Annotated in this window: 10 protein-coding genes and 1 tRNA gene; 1 reads left to right on the top strand and 10 read right to left on the bottom strand. The window is 71.0% G+C overall.

Going from position 1 to position 15,247, the window contains the following annotated elements; all coding sequences use genetic code 11:
- Window positions 1-3: 3 nt before the first annotated feature.
- The 5 genes from NH2_RS16405 to NH2_RS16385 all read right to left on the bottom strand — a co-directional run bounded on the left by NH2_RS16405 (window position 4) and on the right by NH2_RS16385 (window position 10,631).
- The gene (locus NH2_RS16405; RefSeq protein WP_067654466.1) at window positions 4-4,890 is read right to left on the bottom strand and encodes an NAD-glutamate dehydrogenase; all 4,887 of its coding nucleotides are present in this window, start codon (window positions 4,888-4,890) and stop codon (window positions 4-6) included.
- A gap of 358 nt (window positions 4,891-5,248) precedes the next feature.
- Window positions 5,249-6,925 (bottom strand): energy-dependent translational throttle protein EttA, encoded by a 1,677-nt coding sequence (ettA, locus tag NH2_RS16400; protein ID WP_067654464.1) that lies wholly within the window; start codon window positions 6,923-6,925, stop codon window positions 5,249-5,251.
- Window positions 6,926-7,001: 76 nt separating this feature from the next.
- The gene (locus NH2_RS16395; protein WP_084505597.1) at window positions 7,002-7,550 is read right to left on the bottom strand and encodes a single-stranded DNA-binding protein; all 549 of its coding nucleotides are present in this window, start codon (window positions 7,548-7,550) and stop codon (window positions 7,002-7,004) included.
- 122 nt (window positions 7,551-7,672) lie between these two features.
- Window positions 7,673-8,605, bottom strand: a complete 933-nt coding sequence (locus NH2_RS16390; protein WP_067654462.1) for a pyridoxal-phosphate dependent enzyme — start codon at window positions 8,603-8,605, stop codon at window positions 7,673-7,675.
- Window positions 8,598-10,631: a bifunctional copper resistance protein CopD/cytochrome c oxidase assembly protein gene (locus tag NH2_RS16385; protein WP_067654461.1), complete on the bottom strand. Its 2,034-nt coding sequence runs from the start codon at window positions 10,629-10,631 to the stop codon at window positions 8,598-8,600. Before NH2_RS16385 ends, NH2_RS16390 begins: the two co-directional genes overlap by 8 nt.
- A gap of 125 nt (window positions 10,632-10,756) precedes the next feature.
- Between NH2_RS16385 and NH2_RS16380 the strand changes: the two genes are divergently transcribed.
- Window positions 10,757-10,830 (top strand) — tRNA-Arg (locus tag NH2_RS16380).
- Window positions 10,831-10,910: 80 nt separating this feature from the next.
- Here NH2_RS16380 and ectB read toward each other — a convergent pair.
- The 5 genes from ectB to NH2_RS16355 all read right to left on the bottom strand — a co-directional run bounded on the left by ectB (window position 10,911) and on the right by NH2_RS16355 (window position 15,216).
- Complete coding sequence (ectB, locus tag NH2_RS16375; protein WP_067654459.1) at window positions 10,911-12,158, bottom strand: diaminobutyrate--2-oxoglutarate transaminase; 1,248 nt, start codon at window positions 12,156-12,158, stop codon at window positions 10,911-10,913.
- Window positions 12,159-12,265: 107 nt separating this feature from the next.
- A complete protein-coding gene (locus NH2_RS16370; protein WP_067654458.1) occupies window positions 12,266-12,571 on the bottom strand; it encodes a hypothetical protein in 306 nt (101 codons plus the stop codon).
- A 109-nt stretch (window positions 12,572-12,680) separates the two neighbouring features.
- Window positions 12,681-12,992: a hypothetical protein gene (locus NH2_RS16365; RefSeq protein WP_067654456.1), complete on the bottom strand. Its 312-nt coding sequence runs from the start codon at window positions 12,990-12,992 to the stop codon at window positions 12,681-12,683.
- The gene (locus NH2_RS16360; protein ID WP_067654454.1) at window positions 12,993-14,141 is read right to left on the bottom strand and encodes a fatty acid desaturase family protein; all 1,149 of its coding nucleotides are present in this window, start codon (window positions 14,139-14,141) and stop codon (window positions 12,993-12,995) included.
- Between the two features lie 10 nt (window positions 14,142-14,151).
- Window positions 14,152-15,216, bottom strand: a complete 1,065-nt coding sequence (locus NH2_RS16355; protein WP_067654452.1) for a ferredoxin reductase — start codon at window positions 15,214-15,216, stop codon at window positions 14,152-14,154.
- Window positions 15,217-15,247: the final 31 nt, after the last annotated feature.

Genomic DNA, 15,247 nt, shown 5'->3' with positions numbered 1-15,247 from the left:
CGGTTACGCACCCACGCCGCTCACCATGCTTCGGACCTGCCGCGCCGCAACCGAGAGGGTGGCGAGGTCGTGGGTGCCGGACTCGAACAGTTCGGCCAGTGCCGCCCGGGCGCGCCCGAGGCGGGACTGATTCCTCGACTCCCAGTATGCAATCTTGTCGCCCGGCTCCTCGTCCGGCTCCGAGTCGCTGAGCACGTCCATCGTCAGCGAACGGAGCGAACCGTACATATCGTCGCGCAGCGCGAGCCGGGCCAGCGCGTGCCAGCGATCGCCGCGCTCGAGCCCGCTCACCGCGGCGAGCAGCCAGTCGATCTTGAGGTGCTCGTTCAGCGCGTAGTACAGCGCCCCGACCTCGTCGCCGTCCCGGTTCACGATGTCGGCGACGTCCAGGATGTCGAGCAGCGGATACAGGTTGAGCAGGCCGAACACCTCGGTGGCGAGGTCGGTCGGCGCGCCGCGGGCGATCAGGTCGGAGGCCTGGTCGGTCAGGCTGGCGACGTGCGGGCCGCGCAGCCAGTTCGGCGCCGCCTCGCGCAGTTCCGCCACCCCGGCGGCGTACCTGTTGATCTCGGCGCCGACCGCGATGGGCTGCGGGCGATTGATCAGCAACCAGCGCGAGGCCCGGTCGAGTGTGCGCTTCGTCTCGAGTTCCAGCTGGTCGCGGACCACGGCGGGGGCATCGCAGTCCCGGATCCGCTGCCAGAGCGCGGGCAGGTCGAAGATCTGCGCCGCCGCGGCGAAGGCGCGCACCGCGTCGGTGGCGCCCGCGCCGATCTCCTCGCGCAGCCGGTAGGCGTAGGTGATGCCGCCGTAGTCGACCACCTCGTTCACCACCATCGTGGTGATGATCTCGCGGCGCAGCCGGTGCCGCTTGATGGCCGGGGCGAAGCGCGCGCGCAGCGGCGTCGGGAAGTACTGCGGCAGCCGGTTTGCGAAGTGCTGGATGTCCGGCAGGTCGGAGTCGAGCAGGTCGGCCTTGAGCGCCAGCTTGACGTGCGCCATGAGGTTGGAGAGCTCGGGTGAGGTGAGGCCGCTGTGGTGCTCGTAGCGGTGCTCCAGCTCGGTGTCGGCGGGGAGTGCCTCCAGCTCGCGGTCGAGCCCGCGCCGCTGCTCCAGGTCGTCGATGAGCCGGCGGTGCACGCTCACCATGTGCGCCGACTCGGTGCGCGAGACGCCCATCAGCATGTTCTGCGTGACATTGTCGCGCAGCACCATCTCCGCGACCTCGTCGGTCATGGAGGCGAGCAGCGGATTGCGGTCGGCCGCGGCCAGCTCACCGCTGCTGACGACGCCGTCGAGCAGCACCTTGATATTGACCTCGTGGTCGGAGCAGTCGACACCGGCCGAGTTGTCCAGCGCATCGGTGTTCATCTTGCCGCCGTCCAGGCAGAACTCGATGCGGCCGAGCGCGGTGACGCCGAGGTTGCCGCCCTCGCCGACGACATCCACCCGCAGCTCGTTGCCGTTCACCCGGACCGGGTCGTTGGACTTGTCCCCGACGTCGGCGTTCGTTTCGCTGCTCGCCTTGATGTAGGTGCCGATGCCGCCGTTCCAGAGCAGCTGCACCGGTGCCTTGAGGATGGCCCGCACCAGCTCCGGCGGGGAGAGCGCGGTGACGCCGTCCGCCAGCCCGAGCGCCTGCCTGGCCTGGGCGCTGATCGGCACCGACTTCACGGTGCGCTCCCAGACCCCGCCGCCTGCGCTGATCAGCGAGGTGTCGTAGTCGGCCCAGGAGGAGCGGGGCAGCTCGAACATCCGCCGCCGCTCGGCGTACGAGGTGGCCGCGACCGGGTCCGGGTCGAGGAAGATGTGCCGGTGATCGAAGGCGGCCACCAACCGGATGTGCTCGGAGAGCAGCATGCCGTTGCCGAAGACGTCGCCGCTCATATCGCCGATGCCGACGACGGTGAAATCCTGCGTCTGGGTGTCGATCCCGAGCTCGCTGAAGTGCCGCTTGACGCTCTCCCAGGCGCCGCGGGCGGTGATCCCCATGGCCTTGTGGTCGTACCCGGCCGAGCCGCCGGAGGCGAAGGCGTCGCCGAGCCAGAACCCGTACTGCTTGGCCACGTCGTTGGCCTCGTCGGAGAAGCGCGCGGTGCCCTTGTCCGCCGCGACCACCAGGTACGCGTCGTCGCCGTCGCGCCGCACCACCCGCGCGGGCGGCCGCACCGCGCCGGTGGAGAGGTCGACATTGTCGGTGAGGTCGAGCAGCCCCGCGATGAAGGTGCGGTAGCAGATGACGCCCTCGGTGGCGAGCGCCTGGCGGTCGGCGGCCGCGTCACCGGTGGGCGCGGGCGGCCGCTTCACCACGAACCCGCCCTTGGCGCCGACCGGAACGATCACCGCGTTCTTCACCGCCTGCGCCTTGACCAAGCCCAGGATCTCGGTGCGGAAATCCTCCAGCCGGTCGGACCAGCGCAGCCCGCCGCGCGCCACCGAGCCGAAGCGCAGGTGCACGCCCTCGACCCGGGGCGAGTAGACGAAGATCTCGTACTTCGGCCGCGGCTTGGGCAGCTCGGCGATCTCGGCGGGCTCCACCTTGATCGAGAGGAAATCGCGCGGCTCGCCCTCGGCGCCGGTGACGTAGTAGTTGGTGCGCAGGGTGGCGCGCACCAGCCCCAGCATGGCCCGCAGGATGCGGTCGGCGTCCAGGCTGACCACCTCGTCGATCCGGGTGCGCAGCCGCCCCTCCAGCTCGGCGGCGCGCTCCGCGGAGTTGGCGTCCGGGTCGAACCTGGCCGCGAAGAGGTCGACCAGCAGCCGGGCCGCCTCCGGGTACACCAGCAGCACCCTGGCGATATTGGCCTGGCTGTAGGGGAACCCGGCCTGCTGCAGGTACTTCGCGTAGCCGCGCAGCACCGAGACGTCGCGCCAGGCCAGCCGGGCGCGCAGCACCAGCTCGTTGAGCCCGTCGGCCTCGGCGTCGCCGAACCAGGCCGCCTCGAAGGCCTGCACGAACCGGTCGCGCAGCCCCTCCAGCGGGGCGTGCACCGCGGTGGCGCCGTTCGGCGAGCGCAGCAGCTCGGCGTCCAGGTCCTTGTCCAGCGCGTCGCGCAGCAGCTCGGGGCGGGCCTGCACGCCGAAGTCGTAGATCCACCACTCGGCGCGCTCCGCGGTGCCCGCGCCCGCGCGCGGAGCGATCCGGTACGGCCGCTCGTCCACCACCTCCACGCCGAGGCTCTGCAGCACCGGCATCACCTGGCTGAGCGAGACCCCGGAGCCGCCGATGTAGAGGCTGAAGCGCCACGACCCCGGCGCGGAATCGGGGGTGCGGTAGAGGAACTGATCGATGGTGTCGGCGCCGAGCCGCTCCAGCCGCACGATGTCGGCCAGCGCGCGGGCCGCGTCGAAATCCTGCTTGTAGCTCGCCGGGAAGGCCTCCGTGTACCGGTCGAGCACCTCGGAGGTGACGACGGCGGTACCGGCCAGCTCCTCCTCCAGCCGGTCCTGCCAGGACTTGCTGGTCTCCACCAGCTGCCGCTGGATCCGCCTGCGGTTCTCGTCGCCGGTGTCGGGCAGGTCGGTCCCCCGCGGCATCCGGATCGTGAAATACACGCTGGCGATTTCATTTTCGCTGACCCGGACCGAGTACTCGATGTCGTCGCTGCCGAACTCCTGCCCCAGGATGCCCTGCATGCGCAGCCGCACCTCGGTGGTGTAGCGATCCCGCGGCAGGTACACCAGGCAGGCCACGAAGCGACCCTGCCGGTCGGCGCGCAGGAAGAGCCGCACCTGCCTGCGCTGGCGCACGGTGAGCACCGCGGAGGCGGTGTGGCCGAGGCTGTCCGCGTCGGCGGAGAAGAGCTCGGTGCGCGGCAGCGACTGGATGGTCTCCAGCATGGCCTGGCCGGAGTACGAGGACAGCTCGTGCCCGCTGCGCTCGATGGCCCGCTGCACCCGGCGCGCGATGACCGGGATGTCGAGCACGTTCTCGTGCACCGCCGTGACCGTGAAGACGCCGAGGAAGACGTGCTCGCCGATCACCGCGCCGGACTCGTCGAAGTCGGCGACGCCGACGAAGTACGGGTAGGCCGCCCGGTGCACGGTGGCCCGCACCAGCCCCTGGGTCAGCACCAGCAGCGGCCGGTCGGCGCCGGCGAAGGGGACCGCGAAGTCGGTGCCGACGTCGGGGGCGAGCACACCGAGGCAGCTCTCCTGCACCGGCTCCGGCACCTCGTCGCCGTCGTGGTAGCGGTAGCGGCCGTAGCCGAGCACGGTGAAATTGCCCTCGGCCAGCCAGTCCAGCAGCTTGGCGGTGTCGCCGAGATCCTCGGCCGGGAACGGCCCGGCACCGCGCTCCGCGGCGGCGCGCAGCGCGGCGGCGACGGCCTGCTGCTGCCGGACGATCTCGTCGGTGTCGGCGACCACCTGCCGCACGTCGTCGATGACGTCGGTGATCGAGCCGCGCACCTTCTCCAGCAGCGCGGAACTGACCGTCGGCGGCAGCTGGATGAACATCCAGGACTCCGGAACCCCGGCCTCGCTCCTGCCCCCGGCCTCGTGCGGGGTGACGGCGGCGAGGACACCGTTCTCGCGGCGCACCTCGAAGATGGGGTGCACCAGCTCGACCATCCGGACGCCGAGCTTGCCGAGCGTCGCGGTGACCGACTCGACCAGCAGCGGCGTGTCGTCGGTGACGATCTGCACCGCGGGGCCGAAGTCGGAGGCGTCGGGGTGGAAGACCCGCACCACGGCCTCGCCGCGCCGCCGCACGCGGGCGAGATCGATGTGCAGGCGGAAGATGTCGGTGCCGCCGCTGATGGCGTAGTCGATGTCGCCGGCGTCGACATGCCGGAAGTACGCCTCCTCGAGGTCGGCCAGCGACCCGCGCACCTGCTCCGGCAAACTCTCGGACCACTGCTCTGTGGACACTTCGGACGACACCGTCATGCTCCTGACATCTCCCTCGGTACGGATTCGGTGATCAACCGTGCATCGGCCCTGATGCGGGGAGAACCACCTCGGCGGGGCGCGCCGGACATTCCAGCGGGTCCGGGAACGTGCACTGCGACGGCGGATTTCACCACTCGGCGGCGGAGGGCGAGTGCACGGCGGAGCGAGGGAGGTTCAGACCGAACCTGGAATTGCACGTAACCCACACTATCGACTCCGCGCGAATACGGCGCGACAGTCCGGAAGCTACTGGTGGGGCAATAAGTTGCGGAGCCGTGGCGAGACGGAGACCGGACCGGCCGGGTGGTCCCGACCGGTCACGATCGGGTCCACCCGGAAATTCCGGCTGGAAAAACTAGTCGCGGGTCAGCTTGCGGTGCGTGAGCCGGTGCGGGCGCGCCGCTTCCGGGCCGAGGCGCTCGATCTTGTTCGCCTCGTACGCCTCGAAGTTGCCCTCGAACCAGAACCACTTCGCCTCGTTCGACGAGTCGCCCTCCCACGCCAGGATGTGCGTGCAGGTGCGATCCAGGAACCAGCGGTCGTGCGAGATCACCACGGCGCAGCCGGGGAACTGCTCGAGCGCGTTCTCCAGCGAACTCAGGGTTTCCACGTCGAGGTCGTTGGTCGGCTCGTCGAGCAGGATCAGGTTGCCGCCCTCCTTGAGGGTGAGCGCCAGGTTCAGCCGGTTGCGCTCACCGCCGGAGAGCACCCCGGCCGGCTTCTGCTGATCCGGGCCCTTGAAGCCGAAGGCCGAGACGTAGGCGCGGGACGGCATCTCCTGCTGCCCGACCTGGATGAAGTCGAGCCCCTCGGAGACCACCTGCCACACCGTCTTGGCCGGGTCGATGCCGCCGCGGCTCTGATCGACGTAGCTCAGCTTGACCGTGTCGCCGACCCGGACCGTGCCGCTGTCCGGCTGCTCCAGCCCGACGATGGTCTTGAACAGCGTGGTCTTGCCGACACCGTTCGGGCCGATGACGCCGACGATGCCGTTGCGCGGCAGGGTGAACGACAGATCCTTGATCAGCTGGCGGTCGCCGAAGCCCTTGTCCAGGTGCTCCACCTCGACCACCACATTGCCGAGCCGGGGCCCGGCCGGAATCTGGATCTCCTCGAAGTCCAGCTTCCGCATCTTCTCGGCCTCGGCGGCCATCTCCTCGTAGCGGCCGAGGCGGGCCTTGTTCTTGGCCTGCCGCGCCTTGGCCCCGGAGCGCACCCAGGCCAGCTCCTCCTTGAGCCGCTTCTGCAGCTTCTGGTCCTTCTTGCCCTGGACCTCCAGCCGCTCGGCCTTCTTCTCCAGGTAGGTGGAGTAGTTGCCCTCGTACGGGTAGGCCCGGCCGCGGTCCAGCTCCAGGATCCAGCCGGCCACATTGTCCAGGAAGTACCGGTCGTGGGTGACGGCGAGCACGGCGCCCGCGTACTGCGCCAGGTGCTGCTCCAGCCAGAGCACCGACTCGGCGTCCAGGTGGTTGGTCGGCTCGTCCAGCAGCAGCAGGTCGGGCTTGCTCAGCAGCAGCTTGCAGAGCGCGACCCGGCGGCGCTCGCCACCGGAGAGATTGGTGACCGGCTCGTCCGGCGGCGGGCAGCGCAGCGCGTCCATGGCCTGCTCCAGCTGGGAGTCGACGTCCCACGCGTCGGCGTGGTCCAGATCCTCCTGCAGCTTGCCCATCTCGTCCATGAGCTCGTCGGAGTAGTCGGTGGCCATGAGCTCGGCGATCTCGTTGAAGCGGTCGAGCTTGACCTTGATCTCGCCGAGCCCCTCCTCGACATTGCCGCGGACGGTCTTCTCCTCGTTCAGCGGCGGCTCCTGCTGCAGGATGCCGACGGTGGCGCCGGGCGCGAGGAACGCTTCGCCGTTGTTCGGCTGGTCCAGTCCGGCCATGATCTTCAGCACGCTCGACTTACCGGCGCCGTTCGGACCGACGACACCGATCTTGGCGCCGGGAAGGAAGTTCAACGTGACGTCGTCTAGCACGACCTTGTCGCCGTGCGCCTTGCGAACCTTCTTCATTTGGTAGATGAACTCAGCCATGGAGCAAAGCCTATCGGTGGAAGGAAACGGATAACGTGCGGGAGCTGGCCCGGTCGGCACCCCGCCGACCGCGCGCTCAGGCGTCGACCGGCTCGGCGATGGGGGTGGGACCCGGGCGGCCAACCGTACCCGATCCGGCCGCGCGATCCGGGAACGGGCTGGTGGCAGCGGCCGCCGCCACCGGCAGCTCCCGCGGCGCCACCCCCGCCTCCGGCATGGGCTCGGTGACCGCGTCCGGCTCCGCGCCCTGCGGCCGCGGCCGCTCGGCCCGCCTGCTGATCGCCACGGTGCACCTGGCCAGGTCGGGGCCGATGGCGACGGCCCGCATCTCCAGGTCACGCCGCTCGACGCCGTCCTTGGCCCGGTACTCGTGCGTGCGCAGCTGGCCGTGCACCAGCACCGGGTCGCCGCGGCGGAGCGAGGCGTGCACCCCCGGCACCAGCCGCCGCCAGCAGCTCACCGTGAGGAACAACGTCCCGTTGTCCACCCATTCCCCCGACCCCTGATCGAACCGCCGGGACGTGCTCGCCACCCGGAAGGTGATCACCGGCTCCCCGTTCGCCAGCTCCCGCTTCGCCGGGTGGGTGACCACCGTGCCCGCCACCGTCGCCATCGCCTCGTACATCCTTGCGCCCCCTTCGCCTGCACGCTGTTTCGTGTCCGGCTCCCAGCGTGCCGCAGCGGGACCGGCGAAGGCACCCGCCGAAGGGGGGCTGTGGATAACTTCGGCCCTGTGGAATTCCGGGCTCAGCGCCCGGCCGGGTCGCCGTTCGCGCCGCACAGCACCACGACGGTCCGGCGCCCCGGGTCGGGGACGAAGGCCCCGCTGAGCAGGGCCGCGAGCGCCGCCGCGCCCGCGGGCTCGACCACGATCCGGAACTCGCGCCAGAGCTGGTCGCGGGCCGCGTCGACGGCGTCGTCGGGCACGGTGAGCACGGGTACGGCGGCACGGCGGGCGAGCTCGAGCGCGATCGCCCCGATCCGGTCCGGCCCCGCGGAGCCGGCGGCGGGCACCGCGACCGGGCGCTCCGCCCGCAGCGCGGCGCGCAGCAGCGCCCTGCGCTCCGGCTCCACCCCGAGCACCGGCTGCCGCCTGCCGAGCGCGGCGGCCAGCCCGCCGATCAGCGCGCCGCCGCCGACCGCGGCCAGCACCGGCGGCCTGCCGCGCACCTGCACCTCCAGCTCCAGCCCGAGCACTCCGGCCCCGGCGATGACCGCGGGGGTGTCGTGCGCGGGCAGGTACAGCGCGCCCTGCTCCGCCGCGAGTTCGACGGCGTGCGCGCAGGCCGCGTCGTGCGTGGTGCCCTGCCAGCGCACCTCGGCGCCGTGCGACCACATGGCGGCGACCTTGCTGTGCGGCGCCGTCTCCGGCACGACGACGGTGCAGGCGAGGCCGAGCCGGGCGGCGGCGAGCGCGACCGCGATCCCGGCATTGCCGCCGGCGGCGAGCACCACGCGCTCGGGCCGCTCGGCCACCGTGAGCAGGGCGTTGAGCGCGCCGCGGAACTGAAAGGTGCCGCCGTGCTGCAGGTACTCCAGCTTGAGCGAGACCGGGAAGCCGGCGACGGTGGTGTGGAAGACCGGGGTCTTGCGGAGCTGCCCGGCCAGCCGCCTGCGGGCCGCGCGCACGTCGGAGCGGAGCACCAGCGGCGGCGCGACGGTGGTCGCGGAGTCAGTCACCGCGCGGCCCACGGTCGCGCCGCGCGAGCTCGGCGTACATGGCGTTGTGCGCGGCCAGCTCGGCGTCGTGGTCGCGGTCCGCGGCGCGGTCGGTGCGCTGGGCCAGCCGCTCGTCGCTGCGCGACCACTGGATGAGCAGCGCGAGCATCACGACGACCAGCGGCACCTCGCCGCTGGCCCAGGCCAGGCTGCCGCCGGTGCGCTGGTCGCCGAGCAGGTCGCCGTTCCACTCCATGCCGAGGCTGCGGTAGAACCAGGCGCCCATGACCGTGGTCATGCTCATCAGCGCGATGCCGAAGAAGGCGTGGAACGGCAGCGAGCCGAAGACCATGCCGAGCCGGGTCAGCGGCTCGACCCGGCGCGGCTTGGGGTCGATCCCGATCACCACCCAGTAGAAGAGGTAGCCGCTGAGCAGGAAATGCAGGTTCATCAGGACGTGCGCGGCGTGCGAGTCGGCGTAGGCGTCGAAGATGCCGCCCAGGTAGAGCGCGTAGAAGCCGCCGACGAAGATCACCGAGGCGACGATCGGGTGGGTCAGGAACTTCGACACCGGGCTGTGCACTGCGGCCAGCAGCCACTCCCGCGGCCCCGGCGGGTTCTCCCGGCCCGCCGGTGGCAGCGCGCGCAGCGCCAGCGTCACCGCGCCGCCGAGCGCGAGCAGGATCGGCGTCAGCATGGAGAGCGCCATGTGCGCCCCCATGTGCACGCTGAACACCGCCGGGGAGTACCGCCCGACCCCGGACGAGGTCGCGACGAGCAGCACCGCGCAGCCGGAGAGCCAGGCGATGGTGCGCCCCACCGGCCAGCGGTCGCCGCGCTTCCGCAGCCGGCGCACGCCGAGCAGGTAGAGCACCGCGAGCACGATCGCGGCGGTGCCGAAGAGCAGGTCGAAGCGCCAGTCGAGGGCGAGCCGGGCGAAGGTCGGCGGCCCGGCCAGGTCGTACCCGAGCTCGACCTCGGTCGCCGACGGCACGGTGTCGAGGGCGGGCGGCGGGGTCCGGCCGAGCCCGGCGGCCAGCCCGAAGGTGGCGGCGAGCAGCAGCACCTCGACCCCCGCGAACCGCACCAGCGCCCGGCGATCCCCCGGATCGGCGTCGAGCGCGGGCAGCGCGGCCCGCCGCTGCAGGTACCCGACGACCCCGAGCACGATCAGCGCGGCCGCCTTGGCCAGCACCAGCCGGCCGTAGGTGGTGTCCAACAGGTCGCCGGGCGGCACCCGGACCCAGGCATTGACCACCCCGCTCGCCGCGATCACCACGAAGGCAACCGCCGCGACCGCGGAGAACCGGCGCGCGGCGAGCGCGGTGTGCGTGCCGTCGCGCAGCGCGTGCGCCAGCACCGCGGCCAGCCCGCCCGCCCAGACCGCGGCGGAGACGAGGTGCAGGATGAGCGAGTTGGTCGCGACGTCGTGCGACCCGCCGGAGGAGGAGTGCCCGGTCAGCGCCAGCGGCATCATGGCGATCACCGCGCCGAGCAGCAGCAGCGGGGTCCAGCCCCAGCGCAGCGCCAGCCGGGCGCCGACCGCGACGATCAACGCGCAGAGCACCGTGCTGCGCCAGGCCCCGGCCAGCTCGATCTGCCCGACCGCGCGCCACAGCTCGGCGGGCTGCCAGACGTCGCGCACCGGCCGCCCGGTGGTGTCCGATGCGGTGAGCGGCACCAGCAGCGCGGCACAGCAGGCCCACCCCAGCGCCGCGTCGGAGGCGCGGCGCACCGCGCGGTACCCGGCCACGTCGAGCAGGCCGTCCCGCTGCGGCGGCACCAGAAAGGCCGCGAAGAGCAGCGACCCGACGGTGAGCGCCGCCGCCAGATCGGCCAGCGCCCGCACCGCGGGCAGGCCGTAGGTGGTGAGCGGCCCCGGATCGGGGATGCCGAGCAGGGTCAGCGCCTCGGCCGCCGAGAGCCCGACGACGAGCGCGGCGACCACCGCGCCGACGGCACCGGCGACGCCGAGCAGCACGGGAACGGTGACGGGCCCCGCCACCGGAACATCGCTCACCGGAGCAGATTCGTGCGGGGCGGACATACGACCCAGCGTAGTGCGAGCGCGAAACTCCGTGACGGACGGCTGCCGGGTCGAGGTCGTACCGGGTCGCTATACTCGCCGTGCCGGTTCGCGCGGGGTTGCGGCCGGCCACCGTGGATGCGACTGCCTCCGTAGCTCAGTTGGATAGAGCAAGGGCCTTCTAATCCCTAGGTCGCAGGTTCGATTCCTGCCGGGGGCGCACACCACTCTCCACCGGCGCTGCGCACGCATGTCACCAGGCGATTACCCGTTCGTTCCGGCGGGCAAACCAGCACAATCTCAGCCGCAGACCGTGGCCACCGCGGCGCCGATCAATCCCAGCCCGTGGTCCAGCTCGTCCGTGCTCAGGGTGAGCGGCGGCATGAGCTTGACGACCTGGTTGGTCGAACCGGAGGTCTCCACCAGCAACCCCAGCTCGAAGGCGGCCTGCGAGACCTTGCCCGCGTGCGACGGGTCGGTGAAGACCAGGCCGTGGATGAGGCCGCGGCCGCGGGTGGTGGTGCCGGGGCAGCCTGCGGCGATCTCGGCCAGCCCGGCGGCCAGCCGCTCCCCCTTGGCCAGCACCGAGCGCTCCAGCACGTCGTCGGACCAGTACTGCTCCAGGGCCACCCTGGCCGTGACGAAGGCCGGGTTGTTGCCGCGGAAGGTGCCGTTGTGCTCGCCCGGCGTCCACTGGTCGTGCTCGGCCTTGAAGAACACCAGCGCCATCGGCAGGCCGTAGCCGCCGATGGACTTGGACATGGCGACGATGTCGGGGGTGATGCCGGCGCGCTCGAAGGAGAAGAACGGGCCGGTGCGGCCGCAGCCCATCTGCACGTCGTCCACGATGAGCAGGATGCCGCGGGCGGCGCAGAGCTCGGCCAGCTCGCGCAGCCACTGCACCCTGGCGACATTGATGCCGCCCTCGCCCTGCACCGTCTCCACGATCACCGCGGCGGGCTCGTCCAGCCCGGAGGAGGTGTCGTCCAGCGCGCGCCGCATCCAGCGCAGCTCGTCCTCGCCACCGAGGAAGCCGTCGTAGGGCATGGGGTTGGTGTACGGCAGCGGGACGCCGGCAGCCGCGCGCTTGGCGGCATTGCCGGTGACCGAGAGCGCGCCGAGCGACATGCCGTGGAAGGCATTGGTGAAGTTCAGCACGGTCTGCCTGCCGGTGATCTTGCGTGCCAGCTTGAGCGCGGCCTCCACCGCATTGGCCCCGGTCGGGCCGGGAAATTGCACCTTGTAGTCCAGCCCGCGCGGCACGAAGACCAGGTCGCGCAGCGCCTCCAGCAGGCCGCGCTTGGCGATGGTCGCCATGTCCAGGCTGTGGATGACGCCGTCGTTCAGGATGTAGTCGACCAGCGCCCGTTTGAAGACGGGGTTGCTGTGGCCGTAGTTGAGCGCGCCCGCTCCGGCGAAGAAGTCCAGGTAGTCCCTGCCCGCCTCGTCGCGCAGCCAGCTGCCGCTCGCGGTGGCGAAGACCGTCGGCCAGGCCCGGCAGTAGCCGCGGACGTTCGATTCGACGGTCTCGAATACTGAGGCGGTCATGGGCGGTCCCCGATCGGTGAGCGACGGCGCTGTCGCGCATTCTGAAGCGCATGCGTTTCTAACACTGCGCACACCGGTTCTGCGGGGTTTTTGCGCAAAACCGGTGGTCAGTGCGCCGAGTAGAGGCTGACCTCGCCGTTCTCCCCGAGGAAGGCGTTCACCAGCAGGATGCCGCCGGCCCGGAGCTGATCCGGCTCCGGCGCGGTGGTGGTGACATTGATCTGCGGGATGGCGGCCCAGTTCACCACGAACCGCTCGGGCAGCGCGTCGTCGTCGGAGAGCCGGGCCAGCCGGAACACCGAGACCGTCTTGCCCACCACCAGGTCGCGCACCACGTCGGCGATCCGCTCCGGATCCTCGAGCGCGAACAGGAACCCGAAGGTGAGTTCCGGGGAGGAGACGTAGGCGGCCACGTTCCGAAGGTTAGCTGATCGCTCGCCGGAGCGGCGGGGGCGCGATCGGCCCCGGACAGCGCGGTGCCCCGGCTGCGGGACAGCCGGGGCACTGCGGGTCGAACTCGGGTCAGCGCGCCCCGTCGCCGGGGTGGTCGACCACTTCGGCATCCAGGATCACGCCCTCGGGCTTCACCGCGGGGGGCGAGGGCCGCGGATCCTCGGCGAGATCCTCGTCCTCCGCGCGCTGGGCCGCGGCGTCGCGCTTGGCCGCCGCGGCCGCCTCACGCATCTCGATGGCGTCGGTCATCCACTCGCCGATCTCGCGGGTGACCGCGCCGACCGTGTCGGTGATGATGGAGGCGATCGTGCCGACCCGCTTCGCGCCGGACACGGTCAACTCCTGGATGAGATCCTTGTTGCTCTCGAATTTCCCGATCATCTACACGCCCGCTTCGGTCGCCTCTCGCTTACGCATGACGATAACACCGGGGGTGGGATCGCCCTTGGTGAAACTGTCGGGCAGCGCGAGCTTGAAGATCTTGACCCAGACCGAGCCGATCTGCTTGGCGAACGGCCCGGTGTTGTAGGGCAGCCCGAACTTCTCGCAGAGCGCCCGCACCTCGGGCGCCATCTCCGGGTACCGGCCGGCGGGCAGGTCCGGGAAGAGGTGGTGCTCGATCTGGTGCGAGAGGTTGCCGGACATGATGTGGAAGAGCTTGTTGCCCTCGATGTTGGCGGAGCCGAGCATCTGCCGGATGTACCACTCGCCGCGGGTCTCCTCCATCGTCTCGTCCTGTGTGAACGTCTGTACGCCGGAGGGGAAGTGGCCGCAGAAGATGATCGAGTAGGCCCACACGTTCCTGATCAGGTTCGCGGTGGCGTTGCCGGCCAGCGTGCTGAGGAACAGCGGGCCGGTGAGCGCCGGGAAGGCCACGTAGTCCTTGAGCGTCTGCCGCCCCGCCTTCTTCCACCACCCCTTGATCAGCGGCTTGAGGTCGGCCCACTTCCGCTTGCCCTGCACGATGTTCTCCGCCTCGGCGTCGTGCAGCATGACGCCCCACTCGAACAGGACCATGAGCAGGAAGGCGTAGATCGGGTTGCCCAGGTAGTACGGGTTCCACTTCTGGCCCTCGTCCATCCGCAGGACGCCGTAGCCGATGTCCCGGTCCATGCCGTGGATATTGGTGAAGGTGTGGTGCATGTAGTTGTGCGAGTGCCGCCACTGGTCGGCGGGGCAGACGTTGTCCCACTCGAACTCGCGGGAGTTGATGTCGGGCTCGCGCATCCAGTCGTACTGGCCGTGCATGACGTTGTGGCCGATCTCCATGTTGTCGAGGATCTTCGACACGGCGAGCGAGGCCACCGCGGCCAGCCAGACCGGGGGCAGGAAGCCGAGGTACATCAGCCCGCGGCCGGCCACCTCGAAGCCGCGCTGGGCCTTGATGATCCGGTAGAGGTACTCGCGGTCGCGCTCGCCCAGGTCGGCGGCGACGCGGTCACGCAGTTCGTCGAGGGCGCGGCCGATCTCCTCGATGTCCTCGGGGCTGAGAACGAGCGGGCCGTCTTTGGTCTCGGTCAGGATGGTCATGGTGACTCCTTCAGATCTCGATGTCGACGTCGCCGACGGCGGCGCTGATGCACAGCTGGATGGGCTGGTCGGGGTCGCTGTCGGTCTCCCCGGTGCGCAGGTTGCGGGTGCAGCCGGTGCGCTTGACCGCCGTGCAGGAGAAGCAGATCCCCATGCGGCAGCCGAACTCGGGGGTGAGCCCGGCGGCTTCGGCCTGCTCCAGCAGGCTCTCGCCGGTGTTGTCGGAGCGGATGTCGCTGGCGGAGAAGGTGGTGGTGCCGTGCACGTCCGCGGCGGAGACCGGGGCGAGCGCGACGGTGAACTCCTCGCTGTGCACCCGGTTCTCCAGGCCGTCGGCCGCGAACACCTCGCGCACCCCGTCCATCAGCCGAGCCGGGCCGCAGACGAAGGTCTCCGCACTGCGGTACCAGGGCGCGAGCTGCTCCAGTTCGGCCCGGTCGAAGTAGCCGGTGCCGGCTCGGCGGTCCGGGTAGCGGAACTCTACCCGGACGTTCGGGTGCTCGGCGGCGATGCGGGCCAGCTCGTCCCGGTGCGGCACGAACACCTCGGCCTTGGCGAAGTGCAGGAAGAGCACGTCACCGCGGAAGTCCTCGTCCGCGAGGGTCCGCAGCATGGAGAGCACCGGGGTGATCCCGCTGCCGCCGCTGACCAGCAGCACCCGCTCCGGGCGCGGCTCGGGCAGCGCGAAGGTGCCCGCGGCCTGCTCCAGGTCGACCACGAGGCCCGGCGCGGCGTGCTGGTACAGGTACTGCGACACGATGCCGCCGGAGTGCGCCTTGACGGTGATCTCCAGCCTGCGCTCCCGGCCGAGCTCACCGTTCACCGGCGAGTAGCAGCGAGTGTGCCGGACTCCGTCCACGACGACACCGAGCGTGACGTACTGCCCGGCGGCGTGGCCGCGCCAGTGCCGGGTGGGCCGCAGGGTGAGGGTCACCGAGCCGGGGGCCGAGCGGTTCACCCGGATCACCTCGGCACGCATGCGCCCCACGGTGAGCGTCGGGCGCACCAGCTCCAGGTAGCGGTCCACTGGGTGCGGGGTAGTGAGGGTCTGCACCAGGTTCACGAGATCCACCATGTCGCTGCTCCATACCGTCGAGGACTGTCGC

It is taken from the genome of Nocardia harenae NBRC 108248, assembly GCF_001612885.1.
Taxonomy (GTDB): Bacteria; Actinomycetota; Actinomycetes; order Mycobacteriales; family Mycobacteriaceae; genus Nocardia; species Nocardia harenae.
The sequence above is the reverse complement of the archived record's forward strand: the minus strand, read 5'-3'. Positions and strand labels throughout refer to the sequence as shown.

Excerpts from the sequence above, each read along its gene's own strand:
- NH2_RS16405 (WP_067654466.1), bottom strand. The coding sequence starts at position 4,890 with ATGACGGTGTCGTCCGAAGTGTCCACAGAGCAGTGGTCCGAGAGTTTG.
- ettA (WP_067654464.1), bottom strand. The coding sequence starts at position 6,925 with ATGGCTGAGTTCATCTACCAAATGAAGAAGGTTCGCAAGGCGCACGGC.
- NH2_RS16395 (WP_084505597.1), bottom strand. The coding sequence starts at position 7,550 with ATGTACGAGGCGATGGCGACGGTGGCGGGCACGGTGGTCACCCACCCG.
- NH2_RS16385 (WP_067654461.1), bottom strand. The coding sequence starts at position 10,631 with ATGTCCGCCCCGCACGAATCTGCTCCGGTGAGCGATGTTCCGGTGGCG.
- ectB (WP_067654459.1), bottom strand. The coding sequence starts at position 12,158 with ATGACCGCCTCAGTATTCGAGACCGTCGAATCGAACGTCCGCGGCTAC.
- NH2_RS16365 (WP_067654456.1), bottom strand. The coding sequence starts at position 12,992 with ATGATCGGGAAATTCGAGAGCAACAAGGATCTCATCCAGGAGTTGACC.
- NH2_RS16360 (WP_067654454.1), bottom strand. The coding sequence starts at position 14,141 with ATGACCATCCTGACCGAGACCAAAGACGGCCCGCTCGTTCTCAGCCCC.
- NH2_RS16355 (WP_067654452.1), bottom strand. The coding sequence starts at position 15,216 with ATGGTGGATCTCGTGAACCTGGTGCAGACCCTCACTACCCCGCACCCA.